Source organism: Kitasatospora sp. NPDC101157, assembly GCF_044768255.1.
GTDB lineage: Bacteria > Actinomycetota > Actinomycetes > Streptomycetales > Streptomycetaceae > Kitasatospora.
The window spans coordinates 29,825-42,839 of record NZ_JBIWPL010000008.1 but is presented as its reverse complement, the minus strand read 5'-3'; the positions used below and the strand labels follow the sequence as shown (position 1 = coordinate 42,839).

12 protein-coding genes and 1 riboswitch are annotated in these 13,015 nt (G+C 70.4%); of the genes, 8 read left to right on the top strand and 4 right to left on the bottom strand.

Annotated features, from left to right (window positions below):
* Positions 1 to 83: 83 nt before the first annotated feature.
* Positions 84 to 1,538 (bottom strand): glycoside hydrolase family 26 protein, encoded by a 1,455-nt coding sequence (locus tag ACIRVF_RS18955; RefSeq protein WP_402818625.1) that lies wholly within the window; start codon positions 1,536 to 1,538, stop codon positions 84 to 86.
* Between the two features lie 139 nt (positions 1,539 to 1,677).
* On the bottom strand, positions 1,678 to 2,526 hold the full coding sequence (locus ACIRVF_RS18950; protein ID WP_402818623.1) for a hypothetical protein: 849 nt from the start codon (positions 2,524 to 2,526) through the stop codon (positions 1,678 to 1,680).
* Positions 2,527 to 3,020: 494 nt separating this feature from the next.
* A riboswitch (cobalamin riboswitch) is annotated at positions 3,021 to 3,164 on the top strand.
* 190 nt (positions 3,165 to 3,354) lie between these two features.
* On the opposite strand from ACIRVF_RS18950, the gene ACIRVF_RS18945 reads away from it, so the two are divergent.
* The 3 genes from ACIRVF_RS18945 (at position 3,355) to ACIRVF_RS18935 (ending at position 7,358) form a co-directional block, all read left to right on the top strand.
* Positions 3,355 to 5,781: a ribonucleoside-diphosphate reductase subunit alpha gene (locus ACIRVF_RS18945; RefSeq protein WP_402819139.1), complete on the top strand. Its 2,427-nt coding sequence runs from the start codon at positions 3,355 to 3,357 to the stop codon at positions 5,779 to 5,781.
* Positions 5,781 to 6,797 carry a ribonucleotide-diphosphate reductase subunit beta gene (locus ACIRVF_RS18940; protein ID WP_030282239.1) on the top strand — a complete coding sequence of 339 codons (1,017 nt, stop codon included), beginning with the start codon at positions 5,781 to 5,783 and terminating at the stop codon, positions 6,795 to 6,797. Before ACIRVF_RS18945 ends, ACIRVF_RS18940 begins: the two co-directional genes overlap by 1 nt.
* A 189-nt stretch (positions 6,798 to 6,986) precedes the next feature.
* Positions 6,987 to 7,358 (top strand): hypothetical protein, encoded by a 372-nt coding sequence (locus tag ACIRVF_RS18935; RefSeq protein WP_402818620.1) that lies wholly within the window; start codon positions 6,987 to 6,989, stop codon positions 7,356 to 7,358.
* Positions 7,359 to 7,418: 60 nt separating this feature from the next.
* On the opposite strand, the gene ACIRVF_RS18930 is transcribed toward ACIRVF_RS18935, so the two are convergent.
* Together ACIRVF_RS18930 and ACIRVF_RS18925 are read right to left on the bottom strand one after the other, a co-directional pair.
* Positions 7,419 to 7,637 (bottom strand): DUF397 domain-containing protein, encoded by a 219-nt coding sequence (locus ACIRVF_RS18930; protein WP_402818618.1) that lies wholly within the window; start codon positions 7,635 to 7,637, stop codon positions 7,419 to 7,421.
* Positions 7,630 to 8,493: a helix-turn-helix domain-containing protein gene (locus ACIRVF_RS18925; RefSeq protein ID WP_402819137.1), complete on the bottom strand. Its 864-nt coding sequence runs from the start codon at positions 8,491 to 8,493 to the stop codon at positions 7,630 to 7,632. The genes ACIRVF_RS18930 and ACIRVF_RS18925 overlap by 8 nt, the downstream gene beginning before the upstream one ends.
* Before the next feature lie 233 nt (positions 8,494 to 8,726).
* Between ACIRVF_RS18925 and ACIRVF_RS18920 the strand changes: the two genes are divergently transcribed.
* From ACIRVF_RS18920 to ACIRVF_RS18900, 5 genes are all read left to right on the top strand, one after another.
* Entirely contained in the window at positions 8,727 to 9,410 is a 684-nt protein-coding gene (locus tag ACIRVF_RS18920) for an ATP-binding protein (RefSeq protein WP_402818615.1), read from the top strand.
* A gap of 139 nt (positions 9,411 to 9,549) precedes the next feature.
* On the top strand, positions 9,550 to 9,804 hold the full coding sequence (locus ACIRVF_RS18915; RefSeq protein ID WP_402818613.1) for a type II toxin-antitoxin system Phd/YefM family antitoxin: 255 nt from the start codon (positions 9,550 to 9,552) through the stop codon (positions 9,802 to 9,804).
* Positions 9,801 to 10,052 carry a type II toxin-antitoxin system RelE/ParE family toxin gene (locus ACIRVF_RS18910; RefSeq protein WP_402818610.1) on the top strand — a complete coding sequence of 84 codons (252 nt, stop codon included), beginning with the start codon at positions 9,801 to 9,803 and terminating at the stop codon, positions 10,050 to 10,052. The genes ACIRVF_RS18915 and ACIRVF_RS18910 overlap by 4 nt, the downstream gene beginning before the upstream one ends.
* A 179-nt stretch (positions 10,053 to 10,231) precedes the next feature.
* Positions 10,232 to 11,488: a serine hydrolase domain-containing protein gene (locus ACIRVF_RS18905; protein WP_402818607.1), complete on the top strand. Its 1,257-nt coding sequence runs from the start codon at positions 10,232 to 10,234 to the stop codon at positions 11,486 to 11,488.
* Positions 11,489 to 11,733: 245 nt separating this feature from the next.
* Positions 11,734 to 12,984, top strand: coding sequence for a serine hydrolase domain-containing protein (locus ACIRVF_RS18900; protein ID WP_402818604.1), 1,251 nt, complete (start codon positions 11,734 to 11,736; stop codon positions 12,982 to 12,984).
* Positions 12,985 to 13,015: the final 31 nt, after the last annotated feature.

Below are 13,015 nucleotides of genomic sequence, written 5' to 3'. Positions count from 1 at the left end.
ACACGGCGCAACGGACCCGGAATCCAGCCCGTTCAACCGTTCCCGTAACGGTCCCTGCGGATCCCGCCGGGCCCCGGCGGACGTCAGCGGACGTGCAGCCCGCCCCAGTCGATGCTCCCGCCGGACGGGCCGGAACCGCCGGTGATCGCCAAGGGGCTGTGGTAGGTGGCGTTGACGTCCGCGGTGGAGTTGCGCGGCTGGTCAGGCGCCAGGTTGTCGGCGGTGAGCGACTGCCCCCAGACCGTCCAGATCGTCCAGGGCGTGCGCCGGAGGGTGTCCGGCTGGCGGGAGTTGACGGGTACGGCGAAGGACTCGGCCAGCATCCGCGGCTTGTCGTAGGCGGCGAGCCCGTCGTAGTAGCGCTTGGTCCACACCTCGCCGGTGCCGATCGGGTGCGCCGGGCTGCCGCTGTAGTCGTCCACCCCGACCACGTCGACGTACTGGGCGCCCGGGTAGTAGTCCCACGGGTCCACGCCCGGGGCGCCGTCCCAGGACACCGGGCTCCACACGAACAGCAGGTTGTGCAGGCCCCTGGTCTCCACCAGGTACTTGTAGGTGATCTTCCACAGCGCCTGGTAGTCGGCCGGCTTCTGGCCCGCCCACCAGAACCGGCTGGAGCAGTCCTGGACGTTCATCTCGTGGTACGGGCGCAGCAGCACCGGCACGTCGTGGGCGGCCAGGTAGTCCAGGTGGTCGGCCAGGTAGGACAGGTCGGTGATCAGCGCGCGGTACTCGGGGGTGCCGTCCGCGGCGTCCACGACCCGGCCGAACCAGCCCGGGTCCTTGGCCGCCGGGGAGTTCGAACAGAGCACCCGGTCGAAGGACTTGACGTCCGATCCGGGGTACGGCTCGTGGAAGGACATGCCGACGATCCCGGCCGGGGCGCCGCCGTTGTCGGGCAGCTCGGTGCTGCTGCCGTCGCAGTTCCGCTGGACGCCGGAGCTGTCGTAGGTGCCGTCGTCGGCCCTCGGGTGGCCGGACCAGACGGCGGTCATCAGGTCGACCGCGTCGTCGGTGTACTGCCAGCCGGTCCGGCAGGTGGGCCAGCGGCCGGCCGAGTAGGAGCGCGGGTTGCCGACGCCCCAGGCGTTCTGGCCGTAGCCGGGGCCGAGGTCGGTCTCCAGGAAGCCGGGCAGCCGACCGGTGATGTCGGCGGCCTTCTTGTAGTAGTAGCCGACCTGCTTGGTGCCCCGGGAGTCGCCGTACTCGGGGTTGTTGCGCTCGTTGTGCGCCTCGACGTGCTGGCCGATCACCGTTCCGCCGCTCTGCCCGGTGCGGGCCTGGGTCTCCAGGTCGGTGAGGAACTGGTCGACGGCGCGGGCGTTGGGCGAGGCCTTCGGGTCCCGGGCGAGCAGGTCCCGGCCAACGTCCGGCGGCAGGGTGCGCCCGGGGGCGCCGACCGACACCGGCACCCGCACGGGCCCGCCCACACCGGTCCGGTCGTCCCGGTCCAGCAGCGCGAAGGCGCCCGCGACGACCACGACCCCGGCCGCGGCCAGGACGGCCGACTTGCCGCGCAGGGCACTGGGCAGGGCCACGACCGCTCCTCCGGTTGCTCGCCGGTACCGACCCCCACGGACGCAACCGGAACACGCGTACGAATGACTCCGACGAGAGCCTGCCACACTCCCCCGGTCCCGGCGAACGGATCCGCCGGCACCGGGGCGTCACGGCGGGTCAGCCCGCCGGGGTGCCCTGCGACCCGGGCGTGGCGGAGCCCGCCGCCTTGGCCCGCTGGAGCAGCTGGCCCTTCACGTGCTCGGCGAACCCGGAGGCCGCCGCCGTCGCGGTGGCGTCGGAGGCGTTGCCGCCCTTCGCCGAGCCCTCGACGGTGAAGTAGGCGTACCGGCCCAGGCTGCTGTGCGTGCTGGTGCAGCCGGAGTTGGCGCAGAAGGCCGGAGCACCGGGCGCGGGCAGGCCCTTGAGCTGGCCCGCGTAGTTCTTCGTCGCGGTCTCGGCCTGGATCTTGTGGTCGAAGACCGCGACGCCGACGGTCACCGCACTGTCGCCGGAGACGTACGTCGCCCGGAGCACCTTCTGGCAGCCCTGGTCGCCGAGCACCTTGCCGAGCCCCCCGGTGGTGGAGTTGCCGTCCCAGCAGGGCTGGTCGAGCGAGACCACGGTCCGGTTCCAGGTCGCGCCGTTCACCGTCACCTGCGTCGCGGAGAACAGCGCCCCCGCGTCCTGCGGCGCCGGGTCGGTGGCGGCCTCCCAGATCGGCTTCGACGGGTCGTCCGGACCCGCACTCGCGCTCGACGGGCCCGGGGTCGGCTTGTTGGAGGCCGACGAGGTGGCGACCGGGCCGGTCTTCTTGGGGTCGTCCTTCTTGCCCAGCAGCAGCATGCCGCCCGCGACCCCGCCGCCCACCAGGACGACGGCGGCCACGATGCCGATGACCTTCATCCGGCGCTTGCGCTTGCCGGCGGCCTCGTTGCGGTCCGCCAGCGCCTCCCAGTCCGGCTCGACGCGCTGCGGCGGCACGGCCTGCTGGGGCGGCTGCTGCTGCCACTGCGGCTGAGGGGCCATCGGCTGAACCGGCTGCGGCTGCGCGACAGGCTGGGGCTGGGGCACCGGCTGCGGCACCGGCGGGACGGGCTGCGGGAGCGGCTGCGCGGACGGCGCCACCGGCCCGTACGAGGCCGGCGGCGGGCCGAAACCACCGCTCGGCGGCGGCACCGGACCTGGCACCGCCGGCTGCTGATTCTGTGCGCCCCCCGGCCCGGCGGGAGGCGTTCCCTGCGGCCCGTGCCCAGGTACGCCGGTTCCGTCGCTCATGCGCCCAGATCGTAGGGCATCCCCCTGACCGTCGGTCCGCCCGGTGACCATTCCGTATCGAAACCAGGACGACCGGCGCGCGGATCCGAGCCCTGCGGCGCACCGGACCGCCCCCTCCGGAGCCCGGTTCCGACCCGGCCGCGACACGGATCCCGCCCCCGGACGGGCACGAACCACCCCTTCCCCGGTACCGCCGGTCATCGCGCCGACACACCGCGCCGCACTACATGTGGTGCCGCATCACTGAGACACCACTACATGTATGCTCACTCCTGCTGTCGATGCAGGGGAACCCGGTGGGAGTCCGGGACTGCCCCGCAGCGGTGTGCGGGCGGCTCCAGCAGCTGCGCCCGCGAGTCCGAGTACCTGCCGACAGCGTGCGCCACGGCCCTCCCGCAGAGGCCGCGCCGGCACTGAGCACCACCCCTCCGGGCCTCGCGGGCGGGCCGGGGAGACACCTCGCGCGGCGCTGTTTGCGTCCGCGCCGTGCTCCCCTGCCCAGATCGGCCCGGGTGACCCCGATCACGCCGCCGATCGCCGCCAGGAGAGAGCGCCTTGACCACCGCTGCCTCAGCCACCCTGCCCGCCCAGGGCTCCGGTACCGCCTTCACCGACCCGACGGTCTCCGACCCCGGGGGCGCGCTGCTGCGGCTGCTCACCGACCGCAGCGCCGACCTCACCGAGGTCGACCCCGGCCATGTCGCCGCCGCCGCGCTGCGCGGCCGCCACGCCGGCTCGGACTTCGCCGAGCTGCGCGGGCTGGCCGTGGACGCCGCCGCGTCGATGATCGCCGAGGACCCCCAGTACTCGAAGCTCGCGGCCCGCCTGCTCGCCCTGGAGATCGTCGACGAGGCGAACAGCCAGGGCTCGGTCTCCTTCTCCGCCTCGATCGCCGTCGGCCACACCGAGGGCCTGATCGGCGACACCACCGCGGCCTTCGTCGCCAAGCACGCCGCCGCCCTCGACGCCCTGATCGACGCCCAGGGCGACGACCGCTTCGAGTACTTCGGCCTGCGCACCGTGCAGTCCCGCTACCTGCTGCGCCACCCGATCACCCGCAAGGTCATCGAGACCCCGCAGCACTTCCTGCTCCGCGTCGCCTGCGGCCTGGCGGTCGGCGACTCCGAGCAGTCGGTGCGCGAGGTGGCCGAGCTGTACGGCCTGATGAGCCGCCTGGAGTACCTGACCTCCTCGCCGACGCTCTTCAACTCCGGCACCCGGCACCCGCAGATGTCCAGCTGCTACCTGCTCGACTCGCCGCTGGACAACCTGGACTCGATCTACAACCGCTACGCGCAGATCGCCCGCCTCTCCAAGCACGCCGGCGGCATCGGCCTGTCCTACTCGCGCATCCGCTCGCGCGGCAGCCTGATCCGCGGCACCAACGGCAAGTCCAACGGCATCGTCCCGTTCCTGCGCACCCTCGACTCCTCGGTCGCCGCCGTCAACCAGGGCGGCCGCCGCAAGGGCGCGGCCTGCGTCTACCTGGAGACCTGGCACGCGGACATCGAGGAGTTCCTGGAGCTGCGCGACAACACCGGTGAGGAGGCGCGCCGCACCCACAACCTCAACCTGGCCCACTGGATCCCGGACGAGTTCATGCGCCGCGTGAACGCCAACGCCGACTGGTCGCTGTTCTCCCCGGCCGACGTCCCCGAGCTGGTCGACCTGTGGGGCGCCGAGTTCGACGAGGCCTACCGCAAGGCCGAGCTGGCCGGCAAGGCCGTCCGCACCATCCCGGCGCAGACCCTCTACGCCCGCATGATGCGCACCCTCGCGCAGACCGGCAACGGCTGGATGACCTTCAAGGACGCCTCCAACCGCGCCGCCAACCAGACCGCGCTGCCGGGCCGCACGGTGCACTCCTCCAACCTGTGCACCGAGATCCTGGAGGTCACGGACGACTCCGAGACCGCCGTCTGCAACCTCGGCTCGGTCAACCTCGGCGCCCACGTGGCTGCCGGCGCCTCGGCCGACGACCTGCTGGGTGCCATGGACTGGGAGCGCCTGGACGCCACCGTCCGCACGGCCGTGACCTTCCTCGACCGCGTGGTGGACATCAACTTCTACCCGACCACCGAGGCCGGTACGTCCAACTCCCGCTGGCGCCCGGTCGGCCTCGGCGTGATGGGCCTGCAGGACGTCTTCTTCAAGCTGCGGATCGACTTCGACTCGGCCGAGGCCAAGCAGCTGTCCACCCTGATCTCCGAGCGCATCATGCTCACCGCCTACGAGCGCTCCGCCGACCTGGCCGAGCAGCTGGGCCGCCACGAGGCCTACGGCGAGACCCGCGCCGCCCGCGGCGAGCTGCACATCGACCACTTCCCGACGGCCGCCCCCCAGTGGGCCGACCGCTGGACCGCCCTGCGCGCCCGCATCGCCGAGACCGGCCTGCGCAACTCGCTGCTGCTCGCGATCGCGCCGACCGCGACCATCGCGTCCATCGCCGGCGTGTACGAGTGCATCGAGCCGCAGGTGTCCAACCTGTTCAAGCGCGAGACGCTCTCCGGCGAGTTCCTCCAGGTCAACCCGTACCTGGTGCGCGAGCTCAAGGAACTCGGCGTCTGGGACCAGCAGACCCGCGACTCGCTGCGCGACGCCAACGGCTCGGTGCAGGAGCTGGGTTGGCTGCCCGCCGAGGTCCGTTCGCTGTACCGCACCGCCTGGGAGCTGCCCCAGCGCGCGCTGATCGACCTGGCCGCGGCCCGCATGCCGTACCTCGACCAGAGCCAGTCGCTGAACCTGTTCATGGCGGCGCCGACCATCGGCAAGCTCAGCTCGATGTACGCCTACGCGTGGAAGGTCGGTCTCAAGACCACCTACTACCTGCGCTCGCGCCCGGCGACCCGCATCGCCCAGGCCGCCTCCGGCGCCGCGCGCGCCGCCGCGCCCGTGCCCGTGCCCGCCGGCACGATCCCCGTGGGCACCCCCGCCCTCACGCCGGAGCAGGAAGCCGCCATCGCCTGCTCCCTGGAGAACCCCGAGTCCTGCGAGGCCTGCCAGTAATGACTGCCGACGACCGCAAGATGCTGCTCGACCCCGGCTTCGAGCTGACCCTGCGCCCGATGCGCTACCCGTCGTTCTACGACCGGTACCGCGACGCGATCAAGAACACCTGGACCGTCGAGGAGGTGGACCTGCACTCCGACGTCGCCGACCTGGCGAAGCTGAGCGAGGGCGAGCGCCACCTGATCGGCCGCCTGGTCGCCTTCTTCGCGACGGGTGACTCGATCGTCGCCAACAACGTGGTGCTGAGCCTCTACAAGCACATCAACTCGCCCGAGGCGCGGCTGTACCTCTCGCGGCAGCTGTTCGAAGAGGCCGTCCACGTCCAGTTCTACCTGACGCTGCTGGACACCTACCTCCCGGACCCGGAGGACCGCAACGCGGCCTTCGCGGCGGTGGAGAACATCCCCTCCATCCACCAGAAGGCCCAGTTCTGCTTCAAGTACATGAACGCGGTCGACCACATCGAGTCGCTGCAGACCAAGGAGGACCGGCGGGCCTTCCTGCTGAACCTGATCTGCTTCGCGGCCTGCGTCGAGGGTCTGTTCTTCTACGGCGCGTTCGCGTACGTGTACTGGTTCCGGTCGCGCGGTCTGCTGCACGGTCTCGCGACCGGCACCAACTGGGTGTTCCGCGACGAGTCCATGCACATGGACTTCGCGATGTCGGTCGTCGACACCGTCCGCGAGGAGGAGCCCGACCTCTTCGACGACGAGATGGCCAAGCAGGTCACCGAGATGCTGGAGGAGGCCGTCGCGGCCGAGCTCCAGTTCGCCCAGGACCTGTGCGGTGACGGCCTCGCCGGCATGAACACCGACTCCATGCGCCAGTACCTGGAGGCCGTGGCCGACCAGCGCCTGGCCCGCCTCGGGATGCCGATCCGGTACGGGTCGACCAACCCGTTCGGGTTCATGGAGCTGCAGAACGTCCAGGAGCTGACCAACTTCTTCGAGCGCCGGGTGTCGGCGTACCAGGTCGCGGTCGAGGGCTCGGTGTCCTTCGACGACGACTTCTAGATCGAATATCGTTCAGCGACAAACAGCGGAGCTGCCGTTTCTACGGCAGCTCCGCTGTCAGTTCTCGGTATACGGGGGTAGCCAGACATGCCCAAGCTCCAACGGCGTGTGATCGATGGCCCGTTCGGGCCGATACAGGTCGGCCATGACCGCTGGCCGTCCGTCGTGGCACGGGTCCAGGGGGCCGGTATGCCCACCGTCACGGTGGTGCCCGACCGCGACCACGGCGCGATGAACATCAACGGCCACAACGTGCCGACCACCCGGAAGGCGCGCACCCGCACGGCCGTTGTCGGCGACCGCAGCTACGAACTGAGGTCGACCAGCCTGCGCAGGGCGGAGCTGCGGCGCAACGGGGCGCTCATCGCCCACGCGCGCGGCACGTTCCGCTCGTACGCCCCCGGCCGAACGATCCCCGGCCTGGACGCGAAGGTGACGTGGTCCCAGGGCATCGACCCCACCGATGTGGCGGTCGGCCAGGCCATGGTGATCGCCTTCGGCGCCGGCGGCCCGGGTGCGGTCCTGCGGACCATCTTCTTCTGGTACGACAACCTCAGCTGAGGCGAGAGACAGCAGTGGTGCCCCGCACGGCCATAGCCCGTGCGGGGCACCACTGTCAGATCAATCGGTCGGAAACTCGCCAGACTTGACCCCCGCGACGAACGAAGACCAAGCCTCAGCCTCGAACAGAAGAGTCGGTCCACCCGGGTCCTTCGAGTCACGAACCGGAACGGCCCCCACCACGCTCACGGCGATCTCCACGCAGTTGCTCTGTGCACCTGAGAACGACGACTTTCTCCAGATGAGGTCAGCGGCCGCCCCTTCGGGGATGCTACTCATCGCTGTGCATTCCTTTCGCGATGCGCTCGATGAGCGCGATTGATTCCTTGCGAGGCAGCGACTCGGCCAGCGTCCGCCGGAAGAGGTTGGAGTACTTGAAGACCTCGCCCGGCTCCTCGATGTAGAGCGTGCTGAGGAGACTGTCCACATACACGACATCCGTCTCCGTGCTCTCGGGGAAGCTCAGGATCACCAGCGGACCGAACAGTGCGGCATGGACGTCCGACTTCTCCGGCAGCACTTGGATGTTGATGTTGGGCTGGCCTGCCATGGCAACCAGATAGTCGAGCTGCTCTCGCATCACCGCCCGCCCACCGATCTGGTGCTTCAGCACCGACTCCGACAGCACAACCCAAAGCCGAAGAGGCGATTCGCGCGTCAGCACCGATCGCCGTTCCCGCCGAACCTTCGTCAGCTGCTCAACCTGTTCGACGCTGGCATCCTCTATCTGCGCCCGAACGACGGCCCGGGTGTAGTCCTCCGTCTGCAGGAGGCCCGGAACGAGGAAGGTTTCCACGCTGTAGGCGTCCGAGGCATCAGCCTCCAGCGAGATGTAGTCCGCGTAGAGCGGCGACAGCGCGTCCGAATACCTGTCCCACCAGCCACGCAGGCGTCCATCACGCGACAGATCCTCCAGCCGGCTGCGCACCGCCTGGTCCGTCACACCGTAGAGATCAAGTAGCAGCCGAAGATCAACGAGCCTGATCCCGGACTGCGCGGCCTCGATCCGACTGATCTTGCTCTCGGCGCAGTCCAGTTGCCTTGCTGACTGCACCATCGTCATCCGCGCAGCAACCCGCAACTCCTTGAGCGTTCGAGCGAGTCGCCGCTGTCGAACCGTCGGATTCCTGTTCACGGGCACGCGTTGACCTCCCAGCGGTATGTGCGTTGCCAGTCTGCCGCCCCTCCGCCCGCGACAACAATCTTTGATCGCTTCCAAAGTCGGGACTTGCACTCCAGAAGTCACAGAGCGCATGCTACTCAACGTAGTCCGCTGATTGACACACCGTGATCACGGCGGGCTTTCACCGGGCATCCCCATGCCTTCTCCAGCCGCTCTCACCTGCACACCCCAGAGGTGGCCCTGCCATGCGCGAACAGACCTGCTGGCTCCCCCGGCACCCCAAGTCCCCCCGCAACGCCCGCCAGGAGCTCCGCTCCTTCCTCCTCGCCCACCCCTCCGCCGAACTCCTCCTCCCGACCGGCGAGTTGCTCCTCTCCGAGCTGGTCACCAACGCCGTCACCCACGCCCGCGCCCCGCGCGGGCGCCTGATCTTCGTCCGGCTCCAGCTCCTCCCGCACGGCACCCTCCGGATCGAGGTGCACGACGCCGACAGCGAGAAGCCCGCGCCCCACCCCGCTTCCCTCACCTCCGAGAGCGGCCGAGGCCTGTTCCTCGTCCGGGAGCTGGCCTCCGAGTGGGGCTGCTGCCCGCGCCGGGGCGGCATCGGGAAGTTCATCTGGTGCCACGTCTCCGCCTCCCCCCGAGGCGGCCGCCGCGTGAGCGCCGTCCGGGCCGGGATCTCCGGCATCATGCTGCCCACCGTCTTCCCGAGCCTCGACCACGCCCTGCCCGTCCTCTGGGACCAGGTCCGCCGGCGCCCGGTCCGCGCCGCCCACCGGGACTTCATCCGCCTCTGCATCGGCCCGGGCGGCGGCGACGGCGTCGCCGAGTGCCTCTCCCGCAGCGGCCGCTGGAGCGTCACCCTCTACATCGGCGACATGACCGACTGGACCGCCCACCCGATCACCATCACCACCCACTCCCCCTGAACTCTCCGTCCCCGCCCGTCATTCACGCCGGGCGGGGACGGGTTCCCACTTCTCAACGCCGGAGCTGTCACTCAGCGTAGAGATAGCGACTTACAGCAATAGCTCGCGCGAAAACAAGCGGGAGGTGCACAGTTCTGCCATGAGTGAGACTCTGCCCATCACCGAGGCGCGAGCGAGATTTGGCACTCTGGTGCGCCGCGCTTCGCACAGCCGCGAACGCATCACCATCACCGACCACGGCCAACCCGCCGCCGTGCTCATCAATCCGCAGGAACTCGCCGACCTGGAAGACGAGCTGGCACTCGCCCGCTACCGTGTCCGCCAAGCCGCGGGCACCGTCGCGAATGTGCCGAACGAGGACGTCCGGTCCCTCCTGGGCCTGGAGCGTGAATGACCTACGAGATCACCTGGGACGAGCCTGTGATCACCGCAGCCGCCCGGTTCCTCAAGGACGACACGGATGGCCTTCGCCAGGTCATGGATGCAGTCGACCTACTGGCCGACGACCCCCGACCAGCAGGCTCAGCGCCCTACGGCTTCCCGGACCTCCGCTGGATCCACATCGGCCGGTACCGCGTTCTGTACGAGATCACGGAGCAGACGATGACCATCGTGGTCATCCACATAGGCCGCATCGTCTGAGGTCGCCGCAAACCGAGGTGCCCAGCCCGGCTCGAAGACCGGGCGGGGATGCGACACACCATGGACCGATCCTGACGAGCCCTCGGGGTTGCCTCAGGGGCCGATCCGGGTTGATCCCGATACCGGGCGGTCCCGCTTCCGGCCAGGATCGATCATGTCGCTGGGGCCCACTCAGCCAAGTGATTCCACGGGGTGCTCCACATGAAGCCGTTCGTCCGCCGTGCGCCGCCCTCGGTCTGGCCTGTTCCGCCGTCGTCGGCATCACCGCCGTCTCGGGCGCACAAGCCTTCGCCGCGAGCGGCACAGGCACGGGCACGGGCTCCACCGCCGCGACGGCCTTCCCGCCGCTGGACCCCGCCGCCCTCCAGGCCGCCATCGAGACCCGCCCCTCGGACAACGCCTCCGGCGCGGTCGCCCTGGTCGCCGAACCGGGCCAGGTGTGGAAGGGCTCCACCGTGGACAGCCAGACCGGCCGGAAGATCCCGGAGAACGCGCACTTCCACGTCGGCAGCATCTCCAAGGTGTTCGAGACCGCCGTCATCCTGCAGCTCGCGGCCGAGGGGCGGATCGACCTCGACCAGACCGTCCAGCACTACATGCCGGGTCTGCTCCCGGACACCTTCGACCCGATCACCGTCCGCCAGCTCGTCAACTACACCAGCGGCCTGCCGAACGTGGACGAGGGCAAGCCCCCGGCGAGCGCCGACGAGACGATCGCCGACCGCTACGACTACCGCACCTTCGACCAGATCATCCAGCAGACCCTGCGCCCCGACGACCGCCGCCCGGCGCCCGGCCCGCACTTCACGCCCGGCACCGAGCAGGAGTACAACTCCCTCGGCTTCCGCATCGCGGGCAAGCTCATCGAGCAGACCACCGGCAACTCCTTCAAGGACGAGGTGACCGCCCGCATCCTGAAGCCCCTGCACCTGAACCAGACCTCGGTGCCGGAGGACGACCCGGTGATGCCCCGCCCCTACCTGCACGGCTACATGACCGACGACAGCGGCCGGGCGGTCGACACCAGCGAGCAGGGCGGCGACCCGTCCAACATGATCTCCACCACGGCCGACCTCGACCACTTCCTGACCGCTCTGCTCCAGGGCCGCCTGCTGCCCGCCGCGCAGCAGAACGAGCTGTTCACCCTGCCCGAGGACACCGAGGGCAAGCTCGTCCCGTTCGTCGGCGGCACCGCCTGCAACAAGGTGGCCTGCTTCGGCGCCGGCCTGATGTCCACCCCGCTGCCGAACGGCACCCTGCTCTGGGGCAAGACCGGTCACGACGACGGCTACGCCAACGGCATGTTCGCCACCCGCGACCTGTCCGTCCACGCCGTGTACTCGACCTCCAACCTCGGCCTCGACTTCGGCGCCCCGACCCCTCTCGCCAACCGCCTGCTGACGGCGGTCCTGGCCCCCGCCACCTCGCACGGCTGAACTCCCCCACACGCTGCGCAGGAAGCCGGCCGGACCGACTTCCTGCGCAGCCGCGTCAGCCGTGGTCCCCGGCCGGCGGCCGGGGAAGGACGATCCGGCGCCGCGCCCCCGCCCGGCAAGGCCGACCGGGCAGTGGGCGCAGTCCGGCCGGCCCGGAAGCCGAGCCGGGATCAGGGATTGATCGGGGCGAGTTCGGGGGTGATCCCTGATTCCTCGCACCGCCGCCGTGAGGCACGGTCATCGGCATGACTATCGAGCCGACTTCCGCCAACGCCCGGACCACGACGGGGGCGCGCCGACGCAGGCGGGTGCCGATGGCGGCGCTCACCTGCGCCGTACTCACCGCGGTGACGCTGGGCACGGCCGTCCCGGCGATGGCGGCTCCCGCCGCCCGGCCGGCAGCAGCGGTCGACCACACCGACGACCGGTTGCCGAAGCTGGACCCGCAGGCCCTGCGACAGGCGCTGTCCAGTGCGCCCGACCGCACCACGGGCGTGCTGGCGCGCGTGAGCGGGCCGGACGGCCACTGGACCGGCACGTACGGCACCGCCGACCTCGCAACCGGGGCACCGGTGCCGGTCGACGGCCGGTTCCGCCTCGGCAGCGTCACCAAGACGTTCATCGCCACCGTGGTGCTGCAACTGGCCGCCGAGGACCGCCTCGACCTCGACCAGCCCGTCCAGCGCTACCTGCCGAACGTCCTGCCCGCCGGCTACCCGCCCATCCCCGTCCGCACTCTGCTCAACTTCACCAGCAGCCTTCCCGAACTGACCCCGGACGACCTGCCCACCACCCCGGACGGCATCGTCGAGCACCGCTTCGACGACCACCCGCTCGCCGAACTGGTCGCCAAGGCCGTCCGCCACGAGCGCCCCTTCAGCGACCCCGGCCGCACCCAGGTCTACGGCGCCACCGGCTACTACGTCGCCGCCATGCTCGTCGAGAAGCTCACCGGACACACCTACCAGCAGGAGATCACCACCCGGATCCTGCAACCGCTGCACCTGCGCGACACCACCGCCCCGGAGCACGACACCACCATCCCGGGCCCCCACTCCCACGGCTACATCGCCGTACCGCAGCCGGCCGGCGGAACGCAGCTGGTCGACATCACCGAACAGAACCCGGGCGCCGGCGGCATGATCTCCACCACGGCCGACCTCGACCGCTTCCTGACCGCCCTCTTCCGAGGACGGCTCCTCCCCCCGGCCGAGCAGGCCGAGCTGTTCGACGTCCCCGACGTCCCCTACCTCGGCGGCAGCGACCACGACCCGGGCCACGGCCGCGCCTACTACAGCGCCGGCCTGCTGCGCGCCACCCTCCCCGACGGAGTGACCGTCTGGGGCAAGACCGGCAGCACCTTCGGCTACACCGACGGCATGTTCGCCACCCGCGACCTGCGCCGACGCCTGGTGTACTCCTTCAACCCCACCACCGGCGGTGGCAACGACCTCGCCCTGGTCAACCGGATCCTCTCCGGCACCTTCGCCTCGTGACAGGGGCCACCGGGTCGGGGGCCACAGCGAC

Excerpts from the sequence above, each read along its gene's own strand:
- ACIRVF_RS18950 (WP_402818623.1), bottom strand. The coding sequence starts at position 2,526 with ATGGCCCCTCAGCCGCAGTGGCAGCAGCAGCCGCCCCAGCAGGCCGTG.
- ACIRVF_RS18940 (WP_030282239.1), top strand. The coding sequence starts at position 5,781 with ATGACTGCCGACGACCGCAAGATGCTGCTCGACCCCGGCTTCGAGCTG.
- ACIRVF_RS18935 (WP_402818620.1), top strand. The coding sequence starts at position 6,987 with ATGCCCACCGTCACGGTGGTGCCCGACCGCGACCACGGCGCGATGAAC.
- ACIRVF_RS18930 (WP_402818618.1), bottom strand. The coding sequence starts at position 7,637 with ATGAGTAGCATCCCCGAAGGGGCGGCCGCTGACCTCATCTGGAGAAAG.
- ACIRVF_RS18920 (WP_402818615.1), top strand. The coding sequence starts at position 8,727 with ATGCGCGAACAGACCTGCTGGCTCCCCCGGCACCCCAAGTCCCCCCGC.
- ACIRVF_RS18915 (WP_402818613.1), top strand. The coding sequence starts at position 9,550 with ATGAGTGAGACTCTGCCCATCACCGAGGCGCGAGCGAGATTTGGCACT.
- ACIRVF_RS18910 (WP_402818610.1), top strand. The coding sequence starts at position 9,801 with ATGACCTACGAGATCACCTGGGACGAGCCTGTGATCACCGCAGCCGCC.
- ACIRVF_RS18900 (WP_402818604.1), top strand. The coding sequence starts at position 11,734 with ATGACTATCGAGCCGACTTCCGCCAACGCCCGGACCACGACGGGGGCG.